General features: G+C 70.4%; 23 protein-coding genes. 4 read left to right on the top strand and 19 right to left on the bottom strand.

The features are described from left to right. Nucleotides 1–7 precede the first annotated feature (7 nt). On the bottom strand, nucleotides 8–379 hold the full coding sequence (locus ACZ6SA_RS47975) for a winged helix-turn-helix transcriptional regulator (RefSeq protein ID WP_347649635.1): 372 nt from the start codon (nucleotides 377–379) through the stop codon (nucleotides 8–10). A 28-nt stretch (nucleotides 380–407) separates the two neighbouring features. On the opposite strand from ACZ6SA_RS47975, the gene ACZ6SA_RS47970 reads away from it, so the two are divergent. Continuing rightward, entirely contained in the window at nucleotides 408–1298 is an 891-nt protein-coding gene (locus ACZ6SA_RS47970) for an NAD(P)-dependent oxidoreductase (RefSeq protein WP_465836056.1), read from the top strand. A gap of 44 nt (nucleotides 1299–1342) precedes the next feature. On the opposite strand, the gene ACZ6SA_RS47965 is transcribed toward ACZ6SA_RS47970, so the two are convergent. Further along, nucleotides 1343–1780 carry a glutaredoxin domain-containing protein gene (locus ACZ6SA_RS47965; RefSeq protein WP_465836054.1) on the bottom strand — a complete coding sequence of 146 codons (438 nt, stop codon included), beginning with the start codon at nucleotides 1778–1780 and terminating at the stop codon, nucleotides 1343–1345. 100 nt (nucleotides 1781–1880) lie between these two features. After that, nucleotides 1881–2750 carry an alpha/beta fold hydrolase gene (locus ACZ6SA_RS47960; protein WP_443156543.1) on the bottom strand — a complete coding sequence of 290 codons (870 nt, stop codon included), beginning with the start codon at nucleotides 2748–2750 and terminating at the stop codon, nucleotides 1881–1883. 95 nt (nucleotides 2751–2845) lie between these two features. Here ACZ6SA_RS47960 and ACZ6SA_RS47955 point away from each other — a divergent pair, with 95 nt between their 5' ends. Then, on the top strand, nucleotides 2846–3355 hold the full coding sequence (locus tag ACZ6SA_RS47955) for a CGNR zinc finger domain-containing protein (RefSeq protein WP_465836052.1): 510 nt from the start codon (nucleotides 2846–2848) through the stop codon (nucleotides 3353–3355). A gap of 92 nt (nucleotides 3356–3447) precedes the next feature. Here ACZ6SA_RS47955 and ACZ6SA_RS47950 read toward each other — a convergent pair whose 3' ends face one another. Beyond that, nucleotides 3448–3573 carry a hypothetical protein gene (locus tag ACZ6SA_RS47950; protein ID WP_465836050.1) on the bottom strand — a complete coding sequence of 42 codons (126 nt, stop codon included), beginning with the start codon at nucleotides 3571–3573 and terminating at the stop codon, nucleotides 3448–3450. Nucleotides 3574–3583: 10 nt separating this feature from the next. Further along, on the bottom strand, nucleotides 3584–4255 hold the full coding sequence (locus ACZ6SA_RS47945; protein ID WP_347649641.1) for a GNAT family N-acetyltransferase: 672 nt from the start codon (nucleotides 4253–4255) through the stop codon (nucleotides 3584–3586). A gap of 253 nt (nucleotides 4256–4508) precedes the next feature. Here ACZ6SA_RS47945 and ACZ6SA_RS47940 point away from each other — a divergent pair, with 253 nt between their 5' ends. Further along, complete coding sequence (locus ACZ6SA_RS47940) at nucleotides 4509–6044, top strand: pectate lyase family protein (RefSeq protein WP_347649642.1); 1536 nt, start codon at nucleotides 4509–4511, stop codon at nucleotides 6042–6044. Between the two features lie 140 nt (nucleotides 6045–6184). On the opposite strand, the gene ACZ6SA_RS47935 is transcribed toward ACZ6SA_RS47940, so the two are convergent. Then, nucleotides 6185–7582, bottom strand: coding sequence for an SLC13 family permease (locus ACZ6SA_RS47935; RefSeq protein WP_465836047.1), 1398 nt, complete (start codon nucleotides 7580–7582; stop codon nucleotides 6185–6187). Nucleotides 7583–7600: 18 nt separating this feature from the next. Continuing rightward, nucleotides 7601–8788, bottom strand: a complete 1188-nt coding sequence (locus ACZ6SA_RS47930) for a CaiB/BaiF CoA transferase family protein (RefSeq protein WP_465836045.1) — start codon at nucleotides 8786–8788, stop codon at nucleotides 7601–7603. Nucleotides 8789–8921: 133 nt separating this feature from the next. Between ACZ6SA_RS47930 and ACZ6SA_RS47925 the strand changes: the two genes are divergently transcribed. Continuing rightward, nucleotides 8922–9815: a LysR family transcriptional regulator gene (locus tag ACZ6SA_RS47925; protein ID WP_347649645.1), complete on the top strand. Its 894-nt coding sequence runs from the start codon at nucleotides 8922–8924 to the stop codon at nucleotides 9813–9815. Here ACZ6SA_RS47925 and ACZ6SA_RS47920 read toward each other — a convergent pair. The 12 genes from ACZ6SA_RS47920 to ACZ6SA_RS47865 all read right to left on the bottom strand — a co-directional run bounded on the left by ACZ6SA_RS47920 (nucleotide 9808) and on the right by ACZ6SA_RS47865 (nucleotide 23616). Continuing rightward, a complete protein-coding gene (locus ACZ6SA_RS47920) occupies nucleotides 9808–11193 on the bottom strand; it encodes a tannase/feruloyl esterase family alpha/beta hydrolase (protein WP_465836043.1) in 1386 nt (461 codons plus the stop codon). The genes ACZ6SA_RS47925 and ACZ6SA_RS47920 overlap by 8 nt on opposite strands. A 151-nt stretch (nucleotides 11194–11344) precedes the next feature. Beyond that, nucleotides 11345–12013: a TetR/AcrR family transcriptional regulator gene (locus ACZ6SA_RS47915; protein ID WP_347649647.1), complete on the bottom strand. Its 669-nt coding sequence runs from the start codon at nucleotides 12011–12013 to the stop codon at nucleotides 11345–11347. 156 nt (nucleotides 12014–12169) lie between these two features. After that, nucleotides 12170–13051, bottom strand: coding sequence for a radical SAM/SPASM domain-containing protein (locus ACZ6SA_RS47910; RefSeq protein ID WP_347649648.1), 882 nt, complete (start codon nucleotides 13049–13051; stop codon nucleotides 12170–12172). Continuing rightward, a complete protein-coding gene (locus ACZ6SA_RS47905; RefSeq protein ID WP_465836040.1) occupies nucleotides 13051–13995 on the bottom strand; it encodes a hypothetical protein in 945 nt (314 codons plus the stop codon). Before ACZ6SA_RS47905 ends, ACZ6SA_RS47910 begins: the two co-directional genes overlap by 1 nt. Nucleotide 13996: 1 nt before the next feature. Next, the gene (locus ACZ6SA_RS47900) at nucleotides 13997–15013 is read right to left on the bottom strand and encodes a hypothetical protein (protein ID WP_465836038.1); all 1017 of its coding nucleotides are present in this window, start codon (nucleotides 15011–15013) and stop codon (nucleotides 13997–13999) included. Continuing rightward, nucleotides 15010–16059 (bottom strand): hypothetical protein, encoded by a 1050-nt coding sequence (locus ACZ6SA_RS47895; protein ID WP_465836036.1) that lies wholly within the window; start codon nucleotides 16057–16059, stop codon nucleotides 15010–15012. Before ACZ6SA_RS47895 ends, ACZ6SA_RS47900 begins: the two co-directional genes overlap by 4 nt. After that, entirely contained in the window at nucleotides 16056–17273 is a 1218-nt protein-coding gene (locus ACZ6SA_RS47890; protein ID WP_347649652.1) for an MFS transporter, read from the bottom strand. The genes ACZ6SA_RS47895 and ACZ6SA_RS47890 overlap by 4 nt, the downstream gene beginning before the upstream one ends. Beyond that, nucleotides 17263–18720 carry a DUF885 domain-containing protein gene (locus ACZ6SA_RS47885; RefSeq protein WP_465836033.1) on the bottom strand — a complete coding sequence of 486 codons (1458 nt, stop codon included), beginning with the start codon at nucleotides 18718–18720 and terminating at the stop codon, nucleotides 17263–17265. Before ACZ6SA_RS47885 ends, ACZ6SA_RS47890 begins: the two co-directional genes overlap by 11 nt. Next, nucleotides 18717–20234 carry an amino acid--tRNA ligase-related protein gene (locus ACZ6SA_RS47880; protein WP_465836031.1) on the bottom strand — a complete coding sequence of 506 codons (1518 nt, stop codon included), beginning with the start codon at nucleotides 20232–20234 and terminating at the stop codon, nucleotides 18717–18719. The genes ACZ6SA_RS47885 and ACZ6SA_RS47880 overlap by 4 nt, the downstream gene beginning before the upstream one ends. Then, on the bottom strand, nucleotides 20231–21580 hold the full coding sequence (locus ACZ6SA_RS47875) for a radical SAM protein (RefSeq protein WP_465836029.1): 1350 nt from the start codon (nucleotides 21578–21580) through the stop codon (nucleotides 20231–20233). Before ACZ6SA_RS47875 ends, ACZ6SA_RS47880 begins: the two co-directional genes overlap by 4 nt. Before the next feature lies 1 nt (nucleotide 21581). Beyond that, on the bottom strand, nucleotides 21582–22382 hold the full coding sequence (locus ACZ6SA_RS47870) for a class I SAM-dependent methyltransferase (protein ID WP_465836027.1): 801 nt from the start codon (nucleotides 22380–22382) through the stop codon (nucleotides 21582–21584). Next, nucleotides 22375–23616 (bottom strand): coproporphyrinogen-III oxidase family protein, encoded by a 1242-nt coding sequence (locus ACZ6SA_RS47865; protein ID WP_465836025.1) that lies wholly within the window; start codon nucleotides 23614–23616, stop codon nucleotides 22375–22377. The genes ACZ6SA_RS47870 and ACZ6SA_RS47865 overlap by 8 nt, the downstream gene beginning before the upstream one ends. Between the last annotated feature and the right edge of the window lie 86 nt (nucleotides 23617–23702).

Raw genomic sequence — 23702 nt, 5'->3', positions numbered from 1 at the left:
CCGTGTCTCAGGAAACCGCGTGGGACGGCTCGGCCAGCTGTTCCAGGCGACGATGGCCCCAATCGGAAAGCGGCTCCAGCACTTCGGAGAGCTCACGGCCGAACGAGGTCAGCGAGTACACCGTCTTCAGCGGCCGTACGTCGTACACCTCCCGGTGGACCAGCCCGTCGGCCTCCATCTCCCTCAGCGTCTGAGTCAGCACCTTCTCGGTGAGTCCCGGCAGCCGCCTGCGGAGCTCGCCGGGGCGGTGCGGGCGGGACTCGAGGAGCCAGAGCAATGCCGTTTTCCATTTGCCGTCGATGACCGCGATCGCCGCGGTCACGCCGCACACGTTCGGGTCCTGAGCGCGGCTGCGCGTCATCGCCATCCCCTTCGTCACCGTTCACTCATTGCCATGGAGTTGCAGCATGACCTCACACAACACTGCCCAGTCTGCCGTCACCGTGCTCGGCCTGGGGCCGATGGGCCGGGCCCTGGCCGGCGCCTTCCTGGAGGCCGGCGTACGGACCACGGTCTGGAACCGGACGCCGGGCAAGCAGCGGGACCTCGTCGAGCGGGGCGCGGTCAGCGCTCGATCACCCGAGGAAGCGGTCGGTGCGAGCAGTCTGACCGTGGTCTGCGTGGTGAACTACGACGCGGTGGACGCCATCGTGCGGCGTGCCGCGGTCACCGACGCGCTCCGCGGGCGCGCACTCGTGAACCTGACCGCCGACACCCCCGACCGAGCCCGGGACACCGCGACCTGGGCGGCCGAGCACGGCATCGGGTATCTGGACGGTGCGATCATGACGCCGACCACGACCATCGGCACGCCCGCCGGGGTGTTCCTCCACAGCGGCCCCGAGAAGCTCTACCGCGAGCACCGGCCGACGCTGGACGCCCTCGGCGGCGCCCACACCCACCTCGGCGAGGACGTCGGCAGGGCGGCCGCGTACGACATCGCCCTGCTCGACATCTTCTGGACCGCGATGGCAGGTTACGCACATGCGCTGGCGGTGGCCAGGGCTGAGGGGGTCACCGCGCGGGAACTGGCACCGTTCGCCAAGGGCATCGGCACGATCCTTCCGCCGATGTTCGACCAGGCCGCGGAGGATGTCGACCACGGCAGGTTCTCCGACGACATCAACCCGATCACGTCGGCGGTGTCGTCCATGGCCCATATCGTCCACGTCTCGGAGTCCCATGGCATCGACGCGGGCGTGATGCGCGCGGCCGAAGGGCTGGCGCGCCGCGCCATCGGACGGGGGTACGGCACCGACGGGTTCCTCCGGACCACCGACATCCTCAACCCTCTGTGAGGGGCCTCGGGCACACCGCTACGCGCTGACGACCTCGCCACCGATCACGCAGGTGGGGGTAGCTGCCCGCGCACCCATGCAGGATCGGGGTTGACGTGCACCCGGCCCGCCACCACAACGGTCGGCACGGTCTCGTCACCGTTGTTGGCCGCCCGCACCGCCGCCGCGCCGGTCGGGTCACGCCAGATGTCGACCCAGTGCACCCGGCGGGCGCCGCGGCCCAGCCGGATCCGCAGCCGCAGGCAGTACTTGCACCCCGGCCTCCAGTAGACGATCGGCCGGCCGTCGACCGCGCTGCGGCGTTCTGCCTCCGCCGCGGCGATCGGCCGCGGGAAGGCCAGCGACGAGTGCAGCCCTGCGAGGAGCCCGTACACCAGCAACAGCGCGACGGCCGCGCCGGGAGCACCCCTGGACACCAGGGCGACCGCCACCAGCGTGCCGCAGACCGCGAGCACCGTCGGCAGGACCCATGCGCGGTTCATGTGACGCAGGCTATCGGTGACTCGAAGGCCGACGGATGCCGAGGTGGTCGCACGTCCCATCGCTCGCATCAAGCGCATGGCGCCGGGTTGCCGGCAGGTCTCAGGCGCGCAGGTTCCGGCCGAGGAAATCCCTGATCAGCCGCGCCACCTCGTCGAGGGCGCTCTCCAGGAGGAAGTGGCCGCCTTCGAGGAGGTGGATCTCAGCCTCGGGCACGTCGGCGGCGAAGGCGCGGGCGCCGTCGGGGCCGAAGATCTCATCCCCCTCGCCCCAGACGGCCAGCAGCGGTGGCCGTCGTTCGCGCAGGACTTCGTGCAGGCGGGGGTAGAGCGGCGGGTTGGTGGCGTAGTCCAGGAACAGGGCCAGTTGGACGCGGTCGTTGCCGGGGCGGGAGACCAGGGCGACGTCGTGGTGCCAGGTGTCGGGGCTGACGAGGGTCTCGTCGGGCACGCCGGTGAGGTACTGCCAGCGGATCGCGTCCAGAGTGAGCGCCTGCCGGACGGCCTTTTCGGTCTCGGGTGTCTGTTCGCGGTGGTAGTCCCAGACGGTGGTCCAGAAGCTGGGGACGAAACCGGCTTCGTAGGCGTTGCCGTTCTGGGTGATGATCGCCGTGATCGCGTCCGGGTTGTCCAGGACGAGCCGCCAGCCGATCGGAGCGCCGTAGTCCTGCACGTAGATGGCGTAGCGGGAGATGCCGAGCTGGTCGAGCAGGCCCGACGTCAGCCCGGTGAGCGCGTCGAAGGTGTAGTCGAAGTCTTCGGCCGGCGGCGCGTCGGACAGCCCGAACCCCAGGTGGTCGGGGGCGATGACGTGGTAGCGGTCGGCCAGCGCCGGGATGAGCTCGCGGAACATGAACGAGCTGGTCGGGAAGCCGTGCAGCAGGACGATGGCGGGCGCGTCCGCGGGTCCGGCTTCGCGGTAGAACAGCCGCCGGCCCTGCACGGTCGCGTAACGGTGGTGGACGTTCGCCATAACTAACCCCTTTGATCTGATTGAATGGTTAGACTGAAGCAGAAGCAACTATAACCTGTCAAGCACAGATCAGGGGTTAGGCAATGTTCGAGACGATGACATGGACGGACGAAGACGTGCTGTTGGACCTGCTCAACAGCACTCCGGTCGTCGACGGGATCCACCAGGACCTCCTCGCCGATCCGGCCGAGGCGCGCACCTGGCTGCGGCAACGTGGAGGCGACGGGTCATCGCCGGAACGCGACGCCGTCCGGCAGGTCAGGGACGCGTTGCAGGAGATCCTCCGCGGCGACCTGCCGGGCAGCGCGCTGGGGCCTTTCCTCGAAGGCGCCACCTACCGCCCGGCCATGTCGGAGCGGGGCGTGGAATGGTCACTCGACGTCCCAGCCGGGCGGGCGATGAGCGTCAGGGTGATCCTGGCCTGGGACGCGCTGGAGCGGACCCGGCCCGGGCGGCTGAGGCCCTGCGCCAACAGCGAGTGCAGGCTGTTCCTCCTCGATCGCAGCAAGACCAACCGGGCACGCTGGTGCTCGATGGCCGTGTGCGGCAACCGGATGAAGGCGCGGCGGCACTATCAGCGCACGCACCAGCCGCCGGCCGGCTGAAACGAGCCGCCGCCAGGCCACGCCGCGGCCTTCGAACCATCGGGGACCGCCCAGCGCGGCGTCGCGATCAGAAACAACGCCGCGCCGCCTCCTTACAGCGTGCGAGCGAACCATTCGTGCAGCGCGGCGCCGACCCGCGCCGGATCCTGGGTGTCGACCTCGCCCAACTCGTCGCGTACGCGCGCGATCGCCCGGCGGCAGCACCCCGCAGGCGCCACTACCAGCGGCTCATCCGTTTCCGGCCGCGCCGGGGTCGCGTAGCCGCACGCACACCGCGTACGGCGCGTCGTCCTGCTCTCCGCGCATCCCCTCGACCGGGCCGCGGGTGCGGATCTCGCCCGCGTACCGCATGCCGATGCGCTCCATCACCGCTCGTGAACGCCCGTTGTGGCGGGCCGTGCACGACACCACCGCTCGCGCCCCGAGGACGTCGAACGCGAACGCCAGCCCGGCGCGGCCGATCTCGGAGGCGTACCCGCGCCCCCAGAACTCCCGCCGCAGCGCCCAGCCGATCTCGAGCCAGTGCGCGTGCGCCACGAACGGGTGGCGGGCCTCGTGCGCGTCGCGCACCCACGGCTCCGCCGGAAGGAACGCGTAGAGCTGACCCCAGTCGTCGTCGACCGGCGTGCGCGAAAGTCCGCCGCGGCCGACGACCTGGCCGCTCACGCGGTCGTAGGCGACCCATTTGTGCACACCGTGGAGGCGCCACGAGTCACCCATGAACCTCGCCCGTTCCTCCGCCTGCTCGAAGCTCGGCCTGCCGGCGCCGTACCACGGCCAGACCTCCTCGTCGCCGTGCACGAGCCAGAGGTCGGAGGCGTGAGCGGGGCCGGCCGGCTCCAGCCGCAGGCGCGTGGTGAACCGGACGCCGGCGGCGCCGGCCGGTGGCGGATCTGCCATGCGGCACAGCGTCCCACGACGGGCGGCGGCGCGTCCGCAAGAACGCGCGAGCATTTCGACGAACGTTTCTGCACCTTCCTGCACCTTTCCTGACGGCGATGGCATCGGCGTCCATGCGCCGGTCCTCGCCATCGCCCGCCCGCCCGGCCGTGACCGGGGCGGGCCGGTACGGCGTGAAAGTTTCACCCTTCATTGACAGGCGGAAAGCGCTTTCCTACGGTGTGGGCGTCCACGACGACGAAGGTGGTACGAGATGAGACGAGCAGTCGCGCTGCGACTCCATGCGGCGCTGGCCGCACTGGCCACCGCGGCCGCGGTCGGTGTGACCTTACCGGTGACCCAGGCCTCGGCGGCGGCCGGCAGCGCCACCGGCTACGCGACCGGCAACGGCGGGACCACCGGCGGTGCGGGCGGGCAGACGGTGCGGGCCACCACCGGCACCGCGATCCACGCGGCGCTGTGCAACCGGGCCAGCAGCTCCACCCCGATCACCATCGAGGTGGAGGGCACCATCAACCACGGCAACACCAGCAAGGTGTCGGGTGACAGCTGCAACACCGCCGACGACGTGATCGAGCTCAAGCAGATCAGCAACGTCACGATCATCGGCGTCGGCAACGGGGCCGTCTTCGACCAGCTGGGCATCCACATCCGCGAGGCCCGCAACATCATCATCCAGAACGTGACCATCCGGAACGTCAAGAAGTCGGGCTCGCCCACGTCCAACGGCGGCGACGCCATCGGCATGGAGAGCAGCGTCCGCAACGTCTGGGTCGATCACGCCACCCTGGAGGCCTCGGGCGGGGAGTCTGAAGGCTTCGACGGCCTCTTCGACATGAAGAACGACACCCAGTACGTGACCCTGTCCTACAGCATCCTGCGCAACTCCGGCCGCGGCGGGCTCATCGGGTCCAGCGAGAGCGACCGCTCGAACGGCTACGTCACCTTCCACCACAACCGGTACGAGAACATCGACTCCCGCACCCCCCTGCTGCGTGGCGGCATCGCCCACATCTACAACAACCACTACGTGGACCTGCACGAATCCGGCATCAACTCCCGGGCCGGGGGCCGCGCCAGGGTGGACAACAACTACTTCGAGGACTCCAAGGACGTTCTCGGCACCTTCTACACCGACGAGGCCGGCTACTGGCAGGTCGGCGGCAACATCTTCGACAACGTGACCTGGTCGAGCCGCGGCGACGAGAACAACCCCGCCGGCCCCGACCCGCAGTCGAACACCTCGGTCAGCATCCCCTACTCCTACAGCCTCGACCAGGCCGGTTGCGTCCCGGACGTCGTCCAGCAGACGGCCGGCGCCAACAAGGGCATGCTGGTGTCGCCCGGCAACTGCTCCGACCCGCAGGAGCCCACGACGCCCCCGACCGATCCCACCGACCCGCCGACCACGCCGCCGCCCAGCGGGACCAACCTCAGCATCGGAGCCGGCTCCGACGGCTCCAGCAAGGCAAGCGGGACGAGCTACGGCAACGTGCGGGACGGCGACATGAGCACCTACTGGTCGCCTTCCGGCTCGACCGGTGACATCTCGGTCAAGTGGGGCTCCGCCACGACGGTCGGCAGGGTCGTCATCCGCGAGGCGTCAGGCTCCTCGGGCGCCATCGGATCCTGGCAGCTCGTCAACCACGACACCGGGGCCGTCCTGAAGTCCGGCAGCGGGGCGGGCGCCATCACCTTCACCCCGACCTCGCTGAAGAAGATCACCTTCAGGATCACCGGCGCGAACGGCACGCCGAGGGTCGCCGAGTTCGAGACCTACGCCTCGTAGCTCCGTCTGCTGATCCACGGAGCGTCCCGGAACCGGAGGCCGCTCCGTACACCGAACGCGAAGCGTGTCCCCCTGGTGTCGTGATCTTCCGACACGAGGGGGACACCTCCAGGCGAGCCGGGCCAGGCGGACCGCACCCTTCACCACCAGGCGAAGGCGAGCCAGGCGAGGAGAGGTGCGACCACGATCGAGACGAGGCCGTAGGTGAGCAGCTGGCGGAACAGGCGCGGCCGGACCGAGGGCTCGGCGGCGCCGAGGATGAGGCCGCCGGTGATGCCGAGCGGGTTGATGTCGACCAGCACCGACGCGAGGGCGAGGGCGAGCACGCCGCCGACCGGGGAGACGCCGGCGGCCACCAGCGGGGGCAGCAGCGGCATGACGGTCGCGAACACCGCGATGGAGCTGGCGGCGAAGGACGTGACGCCGGCGATGTAGCAGAGCACCAGCAGGCTGAGGAGCGGCGACCCTTCGATCGTGAGCAGGTCGCTGATCTGCTTGAACGCCCCCAGGTGCTGCATCAGGCCCACGTACGTCAACAGGCCGCCGATCAGCAGGACCACGTTCCACGGGATCCTGGACACGATCGCGTCGACCGGCAGCCGGAACACCAGTTGCAGGACCAGCGCGGCGGTCAGGCCGAGATAGCCCACGTTCATGTCGAAGCCGACGGACAGGGCGACGACGGCGAGCATGCACAGCAGGGTGAAGCCACGGGCTCCGGGCCGTGTCTGCGGTGTGGCGGGCGCGGGTGCGGCGACCGTCGCCGTCCGGGTGCCGCCACCGCCGGACGCGGGCTCCGGCTCCGGCTCCGGCTGCGGGGATGCCGTGCCGGCCGGCTCCGGCGCGGCGGTGCCCGGTCCCGGGTCCTGGACGGTGGCGCCCGGCCCGGCAGGGTGGGCCGTGGCGGAGACCGCGGCCCGGCCGCGTGGGATGCCGCCGCTCCACAGGCCGACGACCAGCAGGCCCGCGCACACCACCAGGCCGGCGAGCAGCCCGCCGGCCAGGAATGCCACCGGGCCCGAGCCGGGCAGGCCGATGCCGAGCTTGGTGCTCAGCTCGCGTGCGGTGACGCCGTAGACGGCGAGCGGCGAGAGCAGCCCGCTGATGATCCCGGTGACGCCCAGGACGGCGGCGATCAGCGGCGAGGTCCGGTACCGCGCGGCGAACCCGAGGGCGATCGGCGAGACGATGGCGGTCGCGGCCGCGGGCAGGGTGCCGGCGGCGGTGAGCACGGCGCCGATGGCGAAGGGAACCAGGGAGATCAGCACCAGCCGGCCGCCCGCCAGCCGGAGCAGCACGTCCAGTAACCAGTCGAGGGTCCCGTTGCGCTGGGCGACGGCGAACAGGGCCGTCACGCCCACGATGAGCACGAAGAAGTCGGCCGGGAAGAACCCCGTCACGTCGTTCGCCGGCACGCCGGCGGCGAGTCCGAGGATGAACGCCGCCGCCAGGGCGCCCAGCCCGAGGTCGAAGCCGGGTATCAGGGTCGCCGCGAGCAGGGCGGCCAGCACGATGATGGACAGAGTCGCGACGGTCATGAGCACGCTCTTTCTCGGTCAGACCACTCCTCGGTGGCGCAGGTCATGGATCTCTTGCTCCTCGATCCCGGCGAGGTCGCGCAGGACTTCGGCGGTGTGCTCGCCGAGGGCCGGCGCGGTGCGGCCGATCGTGGCGTCGAAGCCGGAGAAGCGTCCGGCGGGCGCCTGCATGAGCCGCGGGCGGCCCGTCCTGTCGTCCGGCACCTCCACCACCGAGCCGCGGGCGCGGATGTGCGGGTCGGCGCAGATGTCGGCCGCCGAGTTCACCGGCCCGGCGGCCACGCCGGCGTCGACGAGCAACACCATCAGCGGCTCCAGGTCGTGCGCCGCGACGAAGGCGGCGACCCGCGCCTCGATCTGCTCGCGGTGCTCCAGCCGGGCGGTCATGGAGTCGTGTACGGCGAGGTCCGGGGCGTCCATGACCTTGACCAGCCGGCGCCACATCTGCTCGGTCGAGGCGGGCAGGGCCAGCCAGCGGCCGTCACGGGTGCGGTAGAGGTCGTTGGGGCTGATGTGCGGGTTCTGGTTGCCCTGGCGCTCGCGGTTCTCGCCGGTCGCACCGTACTCGACGATGAAGTCCTCCATCATCCGAAGCAGCGGCTCGTAGAGGGGGATGTCGGCCAGCTGCGCCTGCCCGGTGAGGTCGCGCTGGCGCAGCGCGAGCATGGCGGCGAACGCGGCGTAGATGCCGGTGACGCCGTCGGCCACGGGATAGCCGGCGAAGAGCGGCGGCCGTTCCGGGGCGCCCGTGCGGTAGGTCAGACCCGCGAACGCCTCCGCGACGCGGGCGAAGCCGGGCCGGTCGGCGTACGGGCCGGTGCGGCCGAACGCGCTCACCTGGACCATCACCAGATCCGGCCGGTAGGCCCTGAGGTCGTCGAAGTCGATGCCGAACCGGCGCAGCGTCGCCGGGCGGAAGTTGGTCACCACGATGTCCACGGCCGCGGCCAGCCGGCCGACCAGACCGGCCGCCTCGGCGTGGTGCAGGTCGATCGTGACGCTGCGCTTGCCGCGGCCGAGCATCGCCCAGGCGGCCGACTCGCCGTCCTCCAGTGGCGGGTAGTGGCGCGCCGGGTCGCCGGTGGCGGGGTGCTCGACCTTGATCACCTCGGCGCCGAACTCGCCGAGCAGCGAGGACGCCAGAGGGCCGGCCAGGATCGTCGACACGTCCAGGACGCGCACTCCGCTGAGCGGACCGTTGGCCACTGGATATTCCTTTCACCTGGGGAGCGTCGGTAGCGGGATCGATGTGACTGTCGTCACCATGCCGTGCCATCGGCGTGCGGGGAAGACCTGGATGGAGTTCACAGGTGGAAGGTTTTGCCTTTATGGTGGCGCGGTGCGGGTGGAACGGGCACGTTATTTCCTGGCCGCCGTCGAGACGGGATCGCTGCGCGCGGCGGCCGCCCGGTGCGGCGTCAGCCAGCCCACGGTCGGGCAGCAGATCGCGTTGCTGGAGGAGGATCTCGACGTCGTCCTGCTCACCCGCAGCCGGCACGGCGTGCGCCCGACCCCCGCCGGTCAGGCCCTGATCGAGGCGCTGCGCCGGCTGGTGGAGGCCGAGGAGGCGGTGCGCGAGTCGGCGATGCGGTCGAGCGGCGCCTACCGCGGCCGGGTGCAGATCGGCGGCGTCACGGTGACGGTCGAGACCATCATCGCGCCGGTCGTGGGCCGGTTGCGCCGGCACCATCCGGGGCTGCGCTTCGCCGTCCGCGAGGGGGCGTCGTCGGCCGTCGAGACCGCCGTGCTGGACGGCGCGCTGGACTTCGGGGTGATCACCACACCGCTGGCCCCGGCGGCGCCGGGGCTGCGCCGGATCCCGCTCATCTCCGCGCCCCTCGGGGCGTACGCGCGCACCGACCATCCGCTGGCCGGGCGCGAGCAGATCCACTGGCGTGATCTCGAGACGTGGCCCATCGTCACCATGCGGGCGGGCACCGTGATGTGGGAGACGCTGCACCGGCACGTGGCGGCCCCGGACGTCGTCGTGCAGGCCATGTCGGCGCGGACCGTCAAGGTGATGGTCGGCCAGGGCGTCGGCCTCGGCGTCCTCGCCGGTTTCGACACCTCGGCCGACATCACCGACCTGGTCTGGCTCCCCATCTCCGACGCGCAGCCCGTCCACCTGTGCCTGACCCAGCGTCAGGACAGCCGGCCCTCGCCGTCGGCCCTCATCGTCCAGCGGCTCATCCGCGCCAGGGCCGGCGAGCTGGCCGGCGGCCCGGTCAGCTGATGGAGCAGGTGTTGACCACGTCCCCGGAGGTCTGGCGGGCAATGGTGGCACTGGGCGGGGGCTTGTGGCCGCCGGGGGCCGTCCAGCGTTCCAGGGCCTCGAACGCCGTCCGCATGCAGGGAAGCAGCGGCCGCATCCGGTCGGGGAACATGTCGTACTCGATGTCGAGGTGGGAGGCGCCTTCCATCCTGTAGTAGCGGTGCAGGGCAGCCCTGCCCTGCTTGCGCACCAGCTCGGCGTACGGGTCGCTGTGGACCGCGATCGGCAGCAGAGTGTCCAGCGTCCCGTGCACGGTGATCAGCGGCTTGCCGATGCGGCCGCTCATCGAGGCGCGCCGCACCACCTTGTGCACGCTCTTCGGGCGCGCGTAGTAGTCGTAGTCGGCGTCGCAGTTGGGCGTGCCGCTCTCGCAGAACGGGATGCCCGCCTCCAGGTCGCCGTCGTACTCCGGGTCGATCTCCTCGCGGGCGCGGCGCTGCGTGCCGTCCCAGATGTTGCGGTAGTTGAACTCCCACAGGAACTCCGAGCCGGGGGCGAAACCGGCCCGCAGCATCGCGGCGTGCGCCTCGGGGTCGCCGTTCTCGGCGTACTTCGGGTAGTTGCGCAGCGCCACCGGCAGGTAGACCAGCGCGTTCGGGCCATTGTCCGGCGGCCAGTACGTGCCTTCCGCGTCGACGCCGCCGTCGTACAGCTCGGGGTGGTTCTCCAGCGCCCAGCGCACCAGCTGGCCGCCGTTGGAGATGCCCGCCGCGTACGTCCTGCGCAGCGGCTTGCGGTAGTGGCGGGCGACGGTGGCCTTGGCGGCGACGGTGATCTGGGGCATCCGGTGGTACCACTCGACGTAGGCGTCGCCTGGCCGCCTGCCGTCCTTGTAGAACTCCGTGCCGCCGTTGCCCTTGTCGGTCGAGGCGTAGGCGTAGCCCTTGGCCAGCACGAAGTCGGAGATCGTGAAGTCGTTGGCGTACTGGCGGCGGTTTCCCGGCGCGCCCGCGACCACCAGCCCGCCGTTCCACTTCTTCGGCAGCCGGATCACGAACTGGGAGTCGTGGTTCCAGCCGTGGGTGGGGTTGGACGTGGAGTCGTCCGGGAAGTAGCCGTCGATCTGGATCCCCGGCACGCCGCTCGGGTTGCGGGTGGCCGCCGCGTGCAGCCCCGCCCAGTCGGCGGCGTCGGTGTGCCCTGAGGCGACCGTACCGGCGGTGGTCAGGTCGTCCAGGCAGGTGGCGACCTGGTGTTGCGCGCCCGGTACGTGGACCTTGCCCATGCGGGAGCAGCGGGTGTCCGCCCGCGCGGGCGACGCCACCGGCACCAGAGGGACCGCAACGAGCGAGGCCAGCAGGGCCGAGAAGACAGCAGATCTGCGAAGGAGAAGGGGCATGTGCGACTCCCTGGGGTCCGGTCCGACGCGCAGACCGGCGTGGTTCAAGGCGCTATGGGGGCCTTTTGTCTGATCACGGAGGTTACTAAGCGCATAGTCAGGTGCGGATGGTCACTTGTCAACCAGTGACCCTCCGCAGCGCGCGCGGGGCCTACGTGCCCGCAGGGGTGACCAGTTTCAGCGCGAGCCCGGCGTAGAACTCACCGAGCTGCTCCGGCGAGTCGGGGCCGTCGAGGCGGTACCAGCGGACCAGATCGATGCTGAGCGACAACATCGCGCGCGTGACCCGCCTGACGTCGACCTGCGCGAACGTCCCGTCGGCCACGCCGCGCGCGACCGCCTCCCGGAAGTATCCGTTGGTCCGGTGGCGCAGCTCCACGATCTCGCCGTAGTGCTCGGCCGTGAGGGAGTTCAGCTCCATCTGGCAGACCCGCGCGGTCACGTGGTGGCGGGCATGCCACACGGTGTACGCCGAGACGATGGCGCGCAGCCGGTCCGCCGAGCTCTCCACCGCCAGGATGGACGGGTCGCGTACGCGCTCCAGGACCCGCTCGTGACCGACCCGGATGATCTCGAAGAGGACGAGTTCCTTCGAGGGGAAGTGCACGTAGAGGGCGGCCGGGCTGAGCCCGACGCCCCCGGCGATGTCGCGCGTGGTCGTGGCGTGGAAACCGTTCGTGGCGAAGCAGCGCACCGCCGACGACAACAGGCGGCGCTGCACCTCCCCCAGGTCCTGCCTCCACAGGCCGGGGGAATGGTCTCGCAGCCGGGGATCGTCCGCCAAGTCCTGTGCGGTGAATCGGGCCTGCCGTCTGGCCATCCGCGACCCTCGCCCCTTCGACTCCGGGTGCATGGTTTCGATGCCGCCCGCCCGACAGGCCGGCCCTGCCCCGCCACGAGCATTCTACGAGCGACCATGCGCCCAGCCGCCTGGCTGATCAGTCCGCCCGGATCACCGGGAGCGGCGAGCCCGCGATCAGGTGAGCGACAGGCATCCCGTGCTCGCGCAGGGACCAGCCGGGCGGCGCGCGAGCACCGCGCCCTTGCCGGCAAGAAGCTCCCGCGGCGACACGTCCCTGACGTTCCCCAGCGACGTGTCACCGCGATGGGCACAGACCCAGAGCTCGCCGTCGGAATTCACGAACACGCCTTCCTGGCCCGTCACGCACGACCGGATCATGGGGATCCGGCCGGACATCAGGAAATGCCGCAGCCTCTCGAAATAGACCCGGCTCTTGAAGGCGTCCGCCGACTCGTCGATGACGCGCAGCAACTCGGTGCGTTCAGCGGGGGTCAGGGTGCTCATGCTGAGCGGATGGCGGGACGGCACCGACACCGCGAGCAGCTCGACCTGCCATTTCCGCTCCCGCGCCCGGCGTACGAGCTCCTCGACCTCCCTCCAGTTGAGACTGGTCACCACCATGACGATCTGCAGCGGCACGCCCGCCGCGTCGAGACGTTCGATGCCCGCCAGGGTCGCCTTCGTGCCACCGCGAACCTGGTCGGCCGCGTCAGAACTCACATGGTCGATGCTCACGTCGGCGCCGCATCCCAGCCGCGACAGCGCCTCGGCGATCTCGTCGGTCACGCGTACGGCGTTGGTGAAGACGCGGACCGTGTCCACGTGCCGGCGCGCCACTGCCGCCAGCTCCACGAGGTCCGGACGGAGCAGGGGTTCGCCACCAGTGAGCGCCACGCTCCTGACGGGCAGGTGAGCCGTGCACCGCCGCAGCCAGCCGTCGTAGTCGGAAGCCGCGAGCCGGCTGGGCGTGTAGCTGTACTCCCCTGTCTCGAAATAGCAGTAGGTGCAGGTCAGGTTGCACTGGTCGGCCACCATCCACATCTGATGGGTGAGCATCACCACTCCTTGTCGAGGGAGGAGCCACGGGAGAGCGGCAGGTCGAAGTGGAGCCGTTCGCGGCGGCGGCCGCCGATCAGCCCGCTGTCGCCGAAACCCACGTGCAACCGCCCATGGCTCTTTTCGAACAACGTGACGGGCGGGAGCCAGCGGGCTGCCTTGTTGATGCCTATGCCGACCTCCACCATCGGAGCGTCGAACGCGGGCAACGCCCCGAAGCCCTCCTCCGGGGAGAGCCGTCCGCGACGAACCCGGGCGCGTACGTGCCCGCCGCGGCCCACGGACAGTTCGACGGCTCCGTCGAACGACTCCGGCGGAGCCACGACCCACACCTCTCCGTACGGCAGTTGCAGCACGGGAACGTCGAGGAGCGCGGAGGTGAAATCGTCCCTCACCTCGAACGGCCGGCTGACCTCCAGAACCTCCGCGTTCCCCGATCGCACCCTGAGCCGTGTACTGTCCTGGAGCACGGCACGCAACTCCGCGCCGGCCGCGACCACGGTCTCCACGTCGGCCGACAGCGCGCTCAGGTAGGCGTTCCGCAGCGGATCGGCGGCAACGGCGGAGGTCATTCCGTGCGGGAAGTCGACGAAGACCACTTTGATCCCGCAGTCCAGCAGGCGGTAGAGGGCCCGGAGGTCAGCGCCGGCACCCCCGGGGCCGAAGGGGTCGTGATAGATGAGCACGTCCGCGGCGTAGGCGCGGCCGCCCGCGATCAGGCGTCCGCGGCCGTCCGGAGCGGGAGGCGCCCAGCAGCGGTCCCGCGCGGGCAGCCGGACATCGCCGACCTCCATGCCCAGCTCCCGTAGCGCTGCCGGCAGGCCGGTCCAGAGCGGATCGTCACCGCGCCGCACGAGCAGGACCGTCGCCGTGCGCCGGTCCAGTCGCGTGACCGCGTCCGCGATCGCGGCGATCGCCTGCCTCTCCGGTGGCAGCACGGACATCTCAGCCCTGCCGCGCCGGGAGGAGCCGGGCGTCGGCCGGGCTGCGCAGGCCGCACAGGACGGTGATGAGCCGTTCCCAGAACACGTGGAGGACGGCCCTGTCGCACTCGGCCACCCGGTATCCGCCGAGATGCAGCCAGTCCCGGCTCGTGCCGTCCCCGGGGGACACCCAGGTCGGACACCACTGGCGGGCCAGGCCGTGGTCCTCCCGCAGCGCGGTGCTGTCTGCGAGGTCGATGAGCCTGGCCACCGCCACAGGGTCACCGCCGCGCACCGCCAGCCGGGTCCCGCCGCTGCGCAGCGGGATCTCGACCGGCTGTGCCCCTACGGCGTGCAGCCGTCCGGTCAGCACGGCATGGGCTCGGGCGGGCCAGGCAGGAGGGGGATCGAAGAACGCCGGCGACCGTTCCGGCGTGGTGAAGCGGCCGAACGCCGCAACCGGCACACCATCACCCGCCGTCTCCGCCAGCCGGCAGATCAGCCCGGCGCCGAGGTCGGCCAGCTGGTCCTGCTCGGCGGTCGCATCCGCCACCACGAGCCGTTCCTCCCGTCCGCCGTCCTCTCCGGCCTCGTCGCCGGCGAAGCCGTCAGGGAAGGGCGGGAGGAAGGCGAAGAAACGCTCCAGACCGCCGCCGACGGCCTCCCCGACGGCCGCGTCGCCCGCCGCGACGGGCAGGCTGACCTCGAAAAACTCCCGCCTTCTGAGCTCGACGTGGCAGGCCATCCTGAGGTCGCTGGCCGCCTCGAGATGCGGGACGGGGTCGGCGATGAAGCGGGGACGCACCGGGCGGCCGAGCCGGCGCCCGCCGCGCCCTTCGATCCTGGCCACCCGCAGGGTGTTCCGCGGGCCCGCACAGCCCAGGACCAGAACGGGTGACTCCGGCCGGAGCCCGAGGTCGCGCAGCAGGCCGGAGTCGACTCCGAGCAGGCGCAGCCAGCCGGTGGCCGTCGCGAGATAGAACGAACCCTTGTCCCTGACGAGCCAACCGGCATGGGTACGTGCCGCCCCCGCGTTCACGGCAGCACCACCGCCTCCCCGACCATCGCGGCCACCTGTGCCCCCGTGAACTCGGCCGGCTCGGCGGCGAGGGCACGAACGACGTCGTGCAGAGCGCGGGAGCAGGCCTGGAAGGCGGACAACCACCGCCGGGTGCCGGCCGCGAGCAGGTCGTGATAGCGGTCCAGGGACAGGCGCGCGCGTTCGGCGGGCCCGACGCTGAACAGCTGCTGCAGCAGGCGTTCATCGTGCTGCCTGAGGTAGGACCGCGTGATCACGTCGTAGGCCGCGCCTCCCCAGCGTTCCCTGACGTACAACGCCTGCAGCGCCTCCGGCAGGCACTCCTGCGGCCAGAGGAACCCCGGGCCGGTGAAACGGACCCGGTTGCCGAACCATTGATGGGACAGCTCGTGCGGCAGGTACTGGCCGAACAGCGTGGCGGGGAAGTCGAGCAGGCCGGGGTGGACGGCGACGACGCCCGGGTAGCTGTAGGCGTACGCGCCGGGCACCGCCACGTCGACGACACTGACGTCGTCGATCGGCCCCAGCCAGCCGGTGAGCGTCCGAAGAACACGCGTGACCTCGCTGCCCGCGCGCCGGTCGGTCGCGACGACCTCTCCCTGCCGCACCTCGACACGGAGGCGGGGTTCGTCGCCTGGTGGCCAGGCCACAATGAACGGGGCTCCGTGGTGCGGATCCCTGCCGGAGATGAGTCCGCCCTCGCCGATCACCCGGGTCGTGACCCCGGCGACGTGGAAGTCACGCCCGGCCGGGCGGGCCAGCCACGGCTGCTCCGGCACCAGGCCGACTCGTGCGCCGAGGGGGATGGTGTAGGCGATGCGTACGCTGCTCGCGCCGTGCGAGCCGGCCAGGGTCAGCCGGTCCTCCTCGTGCCGCCAGGACATCGGCGAGCCGTCCCCTCCGCGGCATTCCAGCACCTGGCAGCCGGGGCTCAGCGACACCACGAGCACGTCACCGGGGTCGCGCTCGATCCGCGTCTCGACGTGGAGGACGTCGCGGCCGGCACGCAGGCTCGCCGACACGAGTGCGCGGTTCCTGGTTCTCACGACAGGCTCTCCTCAAGCTTCGCCGGCACGGCGACGCGCCGGCGAAGGGCGAGGAGCGGCAGCAGAGCGAGCGCCGTGATGGCCGTCGCCGCGAGCCAGACCTCGCGGAAACCGAACACCGAGATCAGCCCGCCGGCGCCGAGCGTGCCGACGACGCCGACCAGGGTCTGGATGCTCGACCTCGCGGACGTCCAGCTCGTCCGCTTCTCCGCGGGGACCAGGTCGTGCAGCCAGCTGCTGAAGGCCATCAGGTCAAGTCCCAGCCCGATCTCGTAGCAGACCAGGCCGACCGCCCACAGCGGCCAGTGGGGGGCGAGACTCATCATCAGGTATCCGGCGACGCACGCCAGCACGCCCGCCGCGGACAGTGCCGCCAGGCCCCACCGGCGGTCGAGCAACCCGGCGAGCCAGGTCCCCACCGCCATCGCCGCGATCGAACCGGCCAGCACCACGCCGATGCCGCTTTCCGGCAGTCCGAGCTCCTGGGTGGCGAACAGCTGGTAGCTGAGCAGGAAACTGGTGAAGCCGATATGGACCAGTGCACTCTTGTACAGGACGAGCCTCATCGTGGGATCGCGGACGACCAGCCGGGCGTTGGTCCACACCGTGGCGGGGAGGTTCACGAGCCTGCCCTGCGGATCACGGTTGTCGGTGCCCCCCAGCAACACCGCCGCCGTGACGAACGCCAGCGCGGCGGCGGTGAAGAGCACCAGGTGCGCGCCGTGGCTGAGCAGCGGAGTTCCCACGAGGAGCGCCGCCAGCGCGCCGGCGATCATGGAGATGGTGGCGGCCCGCGACAGGACCGTCGTGCGCCGTGCCCCCGCACCGGCGCTCTCCAGCCGGTCGACGAGCCAGGCGGTGGGAGCTCCGGTGATCAGTGCCATGCCCGCGGCCCACACCACCATGGCCACGACGAAGCCGGGCGTGTCGGTGGCGAAGCCGTACATCAGCAGGCCGCTGCCCACGAGCACCGCTCCGGCCGCCGCGGTGCGCTTGCGGCCCCATTGGTCGGCGAGGTTGCCGGCCGGGAAGTCCACCACGGCGAGCACCACGGACCCGAGGGTCAGGACGAAGGCTATTTCCGCCGGCCCGAGCCCCTGCTCGTTCATGCGCAGGATGTAGCCCGTTCCGAACAGCTTGTCCACGACGCTGATCAGTACGCTGAAAAGGCCGAATGACAGGGCCAGCCGGCGCACCGATGGGTCATTCCTCACTGAGACCCCTTCCGACCAGGTCGACGGCGCCGTGCTGGGCCACCGTGGCCTCCATCTCTCCTTCGCCGCGCTCGGCGGCGACCTTGCGCAGCGCCAGATATCCGACGATCGGCGCCGTTGCCCGCCAGGGATCGAAGTAGGCACTCAGCACGAGGGAGGGGGCGTCGGCCGAGCCGCACACCTCCATCGCGGTCAGGTGCTCCGCCACTTCTCGGAACGGCCTGTCGCGTGCGTGGACGAGCAGGGCGGCGAGCGCCTGGCCGCAGTACTTCGCCATCCTCGCGTGGAACCGGGCGGTCACCGAGGGGTCATGGGCGGCAGCGGCGTACAGCTCCTCGCACCAGCGTCCCCATCCCTCGACGAACGCCCGGTTGCCGTGCCGGAGGCAGAGCAGGTGACCCTGGTGACCACGGGCCTGCGCGGTGTGCTGCCAGTGATGGCCGGGGAAACACTCGTGGGCCAGATCCAGTTCGAGGTCGGCCCGATACGCGTAAACGGCCGGCCGGACGAAGACGACCGCCGATCCGCCGCCACGTGATCCGGCGTTCTGGTAGCTCGCCGAGGTGACTCCGGGCACGGCGTCGTCGGACACGTCCAGGCGCAACGTGTCGAGGCATTCGCCGCCGCCGAACCTCGGTGCGAAGATGTCCGGGAGCCGTGCGATCAGCTTGCCGATCTCGTCCGCGGACCCCGGGACCAAGCCGGAGACCGGCGCCCGTGTGCGAGCGATCTCCCGCCTGCACCGGTCGAGCCGGCGCCGCAGGGCATGTTCGAGTTCGTCGGGACCGCAGGCGATGCCGGTACGAGCCCGCAGGCCCGTCTCCCAGACCTGCGCTCCCATGGGACGCATTGCACGGCCTGGCCCGATGGCCCGGGACAACCATGCCGAGAACCCGTCGATGGCCGCATCGGCACGGGCCGTCTCGTCCGCGCATCCCCCGCCGGCGGCATCGCCCACCTGCCGCACCAGGCGACGGCCGGCGGCCAGATGGTGTACGGCGCGCCGGACGTCGGCCTGGCCGCACTCCTCGCGGTCGAGGTTCCGCATCGCCGAGCCGAAGAGGCCGGGCAGATTCGCCAGGAAGGCACGGACCCACGACGGCGGCAGCGGCCGATCGCGGAGGTTGCCCGCGGCCATCTGGGCAAGGACCCCGTAACACTGGCGATCCACCCAGAACTGCGGATCGCGCCGCCAGCTCAGCGCGGTGTCCAGTTCGAAGCGGCGGCCGTCCAGGCACCAGCGCAGGAGGCGCACCTGGTGATCGTCCGCCGAGCCGGACATCTGATCCACCTGGTCGCTGATCGATCGGTACGCCTCGCTCAGCGTGGCGGGGGCGACGGGCGTGGGCTCGATGGCGAACTCGTCCCACGCGAGCGCGTATCCCGGATGGTGCGTGACCGCGACCGTGAAGTACCGCTGTACGAGGCCGGCCCAGGTCGTGGTCATCCCTGGACCGGCAGCCCGGTGACCGCGCACTGCCCCGATCCCGTCTTCGGCATGATCATCACGTCTCGCATGGGGACGCCGAGCAGCAGGGCCATGAGCCGTTCCCACCCGATCGAGGTGTTGTGCAGCGGCGGCGCGCCGAACCGTAGGGCATCGAGGTAGTACCCGTACGTCTCCTCCGGGTCCGCCACCCCCGCGTCGGAGAAGTTCTTCAGCGCCTGCTCGTGATCCACTTCGTTCTGGCTGCCGCTCAGCAACTCGACACCGTTGACGACCAGGTCGTACGAATCGGAGAGTTCTCCCTCGGGGCCCACTCGTCGGCCGAAGAGGCACCTGCTGTGGTGCGAGTGCTCCTCCTGCTTCTCGTCGGACAGGAACGGCTGGCGCCGGATCCACACCGGGCCGAACGCGGGCGGCTGCTCGTTCGTGACGAGCGGGTGGAGGGCCTGCGCGAGCATGCGGACGAAGGCCTCGGCTCGCGCTCCGTCCGCGCACCCCACCAGAGCCACCGGTCCGGACGGGACCAGGTCGGCGATCAGGGCGCCGAGCGTGCCCGACCCGTCGGAGTCGTGCTGGAAGACCGCTTCCGCGCCCAGGTGCCGTTCGGCCGTGCTCCGCAGCGCACGAGCGACGTCCGCGCCGCACTCGGGGACGATGAGCGCCCGAATCCGCTGGCCAGGCCGGCCGAAAGCATCCCCGTCCAGCACGGGCGTGGGGAAGGCGGCGTAGCGGTAGTCGGGGGTGTCCGAGCCGAACCTGCGCATGCAGGCGTCGTAGTCGATGACGGGAAACGGCGCCTTCCTCCACGAGGGGAGGCCCAGGGCGCCGCTCACCCTCTCGAACAGACCCTCAAGGAGGCGGAACTGCTCCTCCACCGAGGTGAACGTGACCGCGAGGTTGAGCTGGGTGAACTCGTACGCCTTCAGCGGTGACGCGCTCCGTTCCGTGCGGAAGCACCGGCTGAACTGGAAGGCGCGGTCTATGCCGCCGATCGCGCACAACATCGCCGGCACGGTGGGCGACTGCAACAGCCAGCTGCCCGATTCCGGGTCGGCGGGGCCGGTCACCCGCAGTTCGGACTCGCCGTACTCCCTGGTGGCCCGCCATAGTTGCGGCGTGTTGGCTTCGACGAAGTAGTGCTCCGCCAGATGGCTCCTGGCGGCCGTGACCGCCCGATCGGCGGCTCTGAGCAGGTCGACCGCCTCGCCGCTCCTGAACCTGAGATAGGAGTAGGGGGAATCGCTCCCGCTCACGTCCTCCGGCAGGGCGGCCGTCGCGGGCCAGACACGTGCCGACGCTCCGACGTACCCCGTGGCCGACCTGGTCGCCCGCACCTCGACGGCGTCGCCGGTCCGGACGCCGGCGAGCTCGGCGCACGGCACGACGGCTATGGACCCGGTCGAGTCGGCCACCTGTACGGTGTCCGCGGTCCGGCCGGTCACCCAGCCGCACACGCGGATCCTGCTGCCCGGCGGCACCCCCGCCGCCTCGGCGGCCATGGTCCGGGGGGTCATCGTCGCGTACCGATCGAAGGCCTGGTGAGCACGAAGGGCACCATGGTCTTGAAGAACTTGCAGCGGTCGGGGTTGAGACCGCCGCCGTTGAAGAGGCGCTCGAGCGTGCAGGGTCCGCCGCACACCATGCCGGCGACGCAGCCGTCGCAGTCGTCCACGGTCGTGGCGTCGTAGTGCCAGTCGGCCACGCGCTTCTGCGAGATCTGGTGCACGCTCGGGGTGGTGACCCGTTCGTCCTGGTGCCACACGATGCAGAACGACAACGACCCGTCCGCTGCGACGTATCCGCCCCAGTGCGCTTCCTTGCCCGTCGGGTTGCCGTCGAAACAGCGGTCGGGCTGCGGCATGCGCTTGTTGATGAGCTCCACCAGGAAGGCGCCCAGCGAGTGGAACTCCACCCCGCGGCTGTTGCAGAACAGCCATGACTCCTGCACGGACCGGGAGAGCAACAGTCCGTCCACCTCCCAGCCGTCCGCCGTCGGCTGCGGGGCGTTCACCGCCACGCTCTGCGCGCCGAGCTCCTCGACCACGAACCGGACGATCTTCGGCAGGATCTCCACGGTCTCGGGCAACAAGGTGATGAGGAAGCGCGGCTCACCGCCGGCGGCCCGTATCTCCTTCACCGCCTTGATCACCAGGTCGTAGCTGCCGCGGCCGTTGTGGAACACGCGATGGCGGTCGTTGATCTCCTTCCAGCCGTCCAGGCTGATGGTGAGGCTGATGTCGTGTTCGGCCAGCCACCGGGCGCGTTCGCCGGTCATCAACGTGCCGTTCGTGGTCATCTCGTGGGTGAATCCCGCGATGCGCCCGGCCGCGACGGCCTCTTCGAGCACTCGGGTGGTGTCCTGGATCAGATCCCACCTCAGCATCGGCTCCCCGCCGAAATACTGCACGGTCGGCCACCCGCCGAGGTTCTGCTGGATGAGCCATTCGACATGCTCGAGAAAGCGCTCGGCCGGGGCCGGCTGCTTGGGCAGATCCTTGTAGATGACCTCTTCGACGAAGCAGTAGTCACATTTCAGGTTGCACCGCTCCGTCAGGGACATGCGGAGAAAGCTGAACTTGCCGTCGCGGGTCTTGCGCTGCGCCAGGCGAATGTCGGTGAGCTTGTCGAGCAGGCGGCGCTCTTCGACCCGGTCCACGGGAACCAGCAGGCCAGAGTCCACGAGCACCTGCTCCGTCGCCGCTGACGCGGCTTCGATCGGGCGCGGCCGCTCGAACGAGCGCCACACGTCCGCGTCGTCCTGATCGCCCTCGAGCACCTCGAGCGTGAGGCTGTTGAAGAACGTGACACCCGCCTCCTGAGGCAGCACGTGCCCGTACTTCGACTGCTTGTAGATGGTCAAGTCACTCACCTCGCCTTGCCACGACCACTTGCGGGCCGTCATACGTCGACTTCCGTTGTCCGGTGGCGTAGTCGCCCACCAGTTCGCACAGGCGCAACCCGGCGGCCTTGAGCAGCAGCAACATTTCCGCCGGATACACGTAACGCATGGTCAGTTCCGTGAACAGCGCAGGGCCGAGCACCCCGTCGGGCCCTATCCGCCGGTGCGTCATGCGGAGTTTCTCCCGCTGGCTGAGCGGCTCCACCAGCACGGTCTGCTCCGCCAGGTATTCCGCGCCGTCGCGGGTCTGGAATCGGTGGGACTGCGCGGCGGCCGACCCGTCGGCCAGGAGGCGGAGATCCGGCGTGAAGATGTCGATGACCACGACCCCGTCGTCGGTGAGGTGGCGGCGCATGGTCGCCAGCGTCGCCAGCTGGTCACGCTGCGTCAGGTTGTAGAGGAAGACGTTCCCCGGCATCGTGATGAGCGGGAAGCGCCGGCCGAGGTCGAGGTCGCGCATGTCGCCCGTGTGCAACGACAGCCGCTGCCGCACGTCGGCGGGCTCTGCCGCCATCCGGCGGCGTACGGCGCCGAGCATGCTCTCCGAGAGGTCGATCCCGACGACTTCGTGACCGTCCCTGACGAGCGGGAGGGCGAACCGGCCGGTCGCCACCCCGATCTGGAGCACCGGGCCGCCGTACTTGGCCGCGAGCGAACGCAGGTGGTCGATCGCCGGGTTGCCCTCCCCGTCGGCCAGCAGCGGGGAGTGGTCGTAGAGTGCGGCCAGCTCGTCCCCGTACCAGTTTCCCGTGTCGTCAGCCACAACACGCCCCCGCTTCCGCCACAAAGGGGTCGGCGGGCGCCAGAACCTCTTCGATGTCGCCCAGCCGCAGAACTCCCTGCAAGGTGAGCTCCAGATGATCGGGAGTCGCCTCGACCAGTTCCTCGGCGGCCATCCACTCGATCTCGGGTCCGAAGACGTCGTGCGGCGACGCGCCGAACCGGGCCTCGAACGCGTGGAGTGAATACCGCCGTTCGCGAATGCCGTAGGAGAGGTGCCGGACCATCCGCGCCCGATGGTCCAGGTGATCGGCCGTCACGGCGGTCTCGGCGCGGGTGCCGGCCCGTGCCACATAGCTGTTGATGTTGCGATCGTTCTCGTAGACCACGTCGTTCAGCTGGCTCGCGGCCGCCTGCCCCACGCCCAGCCAGTCCTGTCCCCTCATCTGCCACAACCCGTACTGGTGGTGGTGCTCGGGGCCGCGGCTGTAGTGGAAGCTCGTGTATCTCTCGTATCCGGCGGCCCGCAACATCGAGTCCGCGACCAGGAGTTGCTCCTGCCGCTCCATGAACTCCGTGCTGGACCGCCTGCCGGTCGCGATGAGCGAGTTGAGGCGCGTCTGCGGATAGACCCACAACGGGTACAGCGCGATGTGGTCGACCTCGAAGTCGAGGGCCGTCCGTACGTCGGCCGCGATCACCTCGGTTCCGCCACCGGGCAGGCCGTAGATCAGGTCGATGCCGACGGAGGGCAGGCCGGCCTGTTTCGACTGGGTGATGGCGCGCATCGCGTCGTCACGCTCGTGCCGGCGTCCGACGGCCTCCAGCACCTCGTCGTTGAAGGTCTGCACGCCCATGTTGAACTTGATGTTGCCGGCGGTTTTGAGGACCTCCAGCTTGTCCGGCGTCACGGACGTGGGGAATCCCTCGACCAGTATTTCCGCATCCGGGCTGCCCCTGAGGTAGTGCCGCATCCGAGCCAGCAGGTCGTCCAGCTGGCGGGGGCTCAACATGGTGGGTGTCCCGCCGCCGAGTTGGGCGGTCTCGAACGAGGCGTCGCGGAAGGCGCTGTCCTCGGCGTGGAAATCCAGCTCCGTGTTCAGCGCTCCGGCGTACCGGTCGATCAGTTCGGGAGTCACGCTCTTCCCGACGACGGTCACAAAATCGCAGAAATAGCATCGCGTTACACAGAACGGCACATGGACGTACAGTGCCAGCGGGTCGGATCCGAGGCGAACCTTGCGCACCTGGTCGACCTGCTGTTCAGTGCTCGGCATTTTCGGCTGGAATCTGACAGGAAAGGGCAGGGAAGTCTTACTCGCTCCCCTGCTCGTGCTCAGGTCGTCGGTCATGGGCGCAGATC

This window comes from Nonomuraea sp. NPDC049378 (assembly GCF_055586745.1).
Note: the sequence above shows the minus strand (reverse complement) of the source record. Positions and strands in the feature narration are given on the sequence as shown.

Bases quoted from the DNA above. Each gene is read 5' to 3' on its own strand.
- ACZ6SA_RS47960 (WP_443156543.1), bottom strand. From the start codon at position 2,750: ATGGCGAACGTCCACCACCGTTACGCGACCGTGCAGGGCCGGCGGCTG.
- ACZ6SA_RS47880 (WP_465836031.1), bottom strand. From the start codon at position 20,234: ATGACCCCCCGGACCATGGCCGCCGAGGCGGCGGGGGTGCCGCCGGGC.
- ACZ6SA_RS47970 (WP_465836056.1), top strand. From the start codon at position 408: ATGACCTCACACAACACTGCCCAGTCTGCCGTCACCGTGCTCGGCCTG.
- ACZ6SA_RS47965 (WP_465836054.1), bottom strand. From the start codon at position 1,780: ATGAACCGCGCATGGGTCCTGCCGACGGTGCTCGCGGTCTGCGGCACG.
- ACZ6SA_RS47920 (WP_465836043.1), bottom strand. From the start codon at position 11,193: ATGCCCCTTCTCCTTCGCAGATCTGCTGTCTTCTCGGCCCTGCTGGCC.
- ACZ6SA_RS47940 (WP_347649642.1), top strand. From the start codon at position 4,509: ATGAGACGAGCAGTCGCGCTGCGACTCCATGCGGCGCTGGCCGCACTG.
- ACZ6SA_RS47935 (WP_465836047.1), bottom strand. From the start codon at position 7,582: ATGACCGTCGCGACTCTGTCCATCATCGTGCTGGCCGCCCTGCTCGCG.
- ACZ6SA_RS47915 (WP_347649647.1), bottom strand. From the start codon at position 12,013: ATGGCCAGACGGCAGGCCCGATTCACCGCACAGGACTTGGCGGACGAT.
- ACZ6SA_RS47865 (WP_465836025.1), bottom strand. From the start codon at position 23,616: ATGCCGAGCACTGAACAGCAGGTCGACCAGGTGCGCAAGGTTCGCCTC.
- ACZ6SA_RS47910 (WP_347649648.1), bottom strand. From the start codon at position 13,051: ATGCTCACCCATCAGATGTGGATGGTGGCCGACCAGTGCAACCTGACC.
- ACZ6SA_RS47945 (WP_347649641.1), bottom strand. From the start codon at position 4,255: ATGGCAGATCCGCCACCGGCCGGCGCCGCCGGCGTCCGGTTCACCACG.
- ACZ6SA_RS47885 (WP_465836033.1), bottom strand. From the start codon at position 18,720: ATGACCACGACCTGGGCCGGCCTCGTACAGCGGTACTTCACGGTCGCG.
- ACZ6SA_RS47905 (WP_465836040.1), bottom strand. From the start codon at position 13,995: ATGTCCGTGCTGCCACCGGAGAGGCAGGCGATCGCCGCGATCGCGGAC.
- ACZ6SA_RS47955 (WP_465836052.1), top strand. From the start codon at position 2,846: ATGACATGGACGGACGAAGACGTGCTGTTGGACCTGCTCAACAGCACT.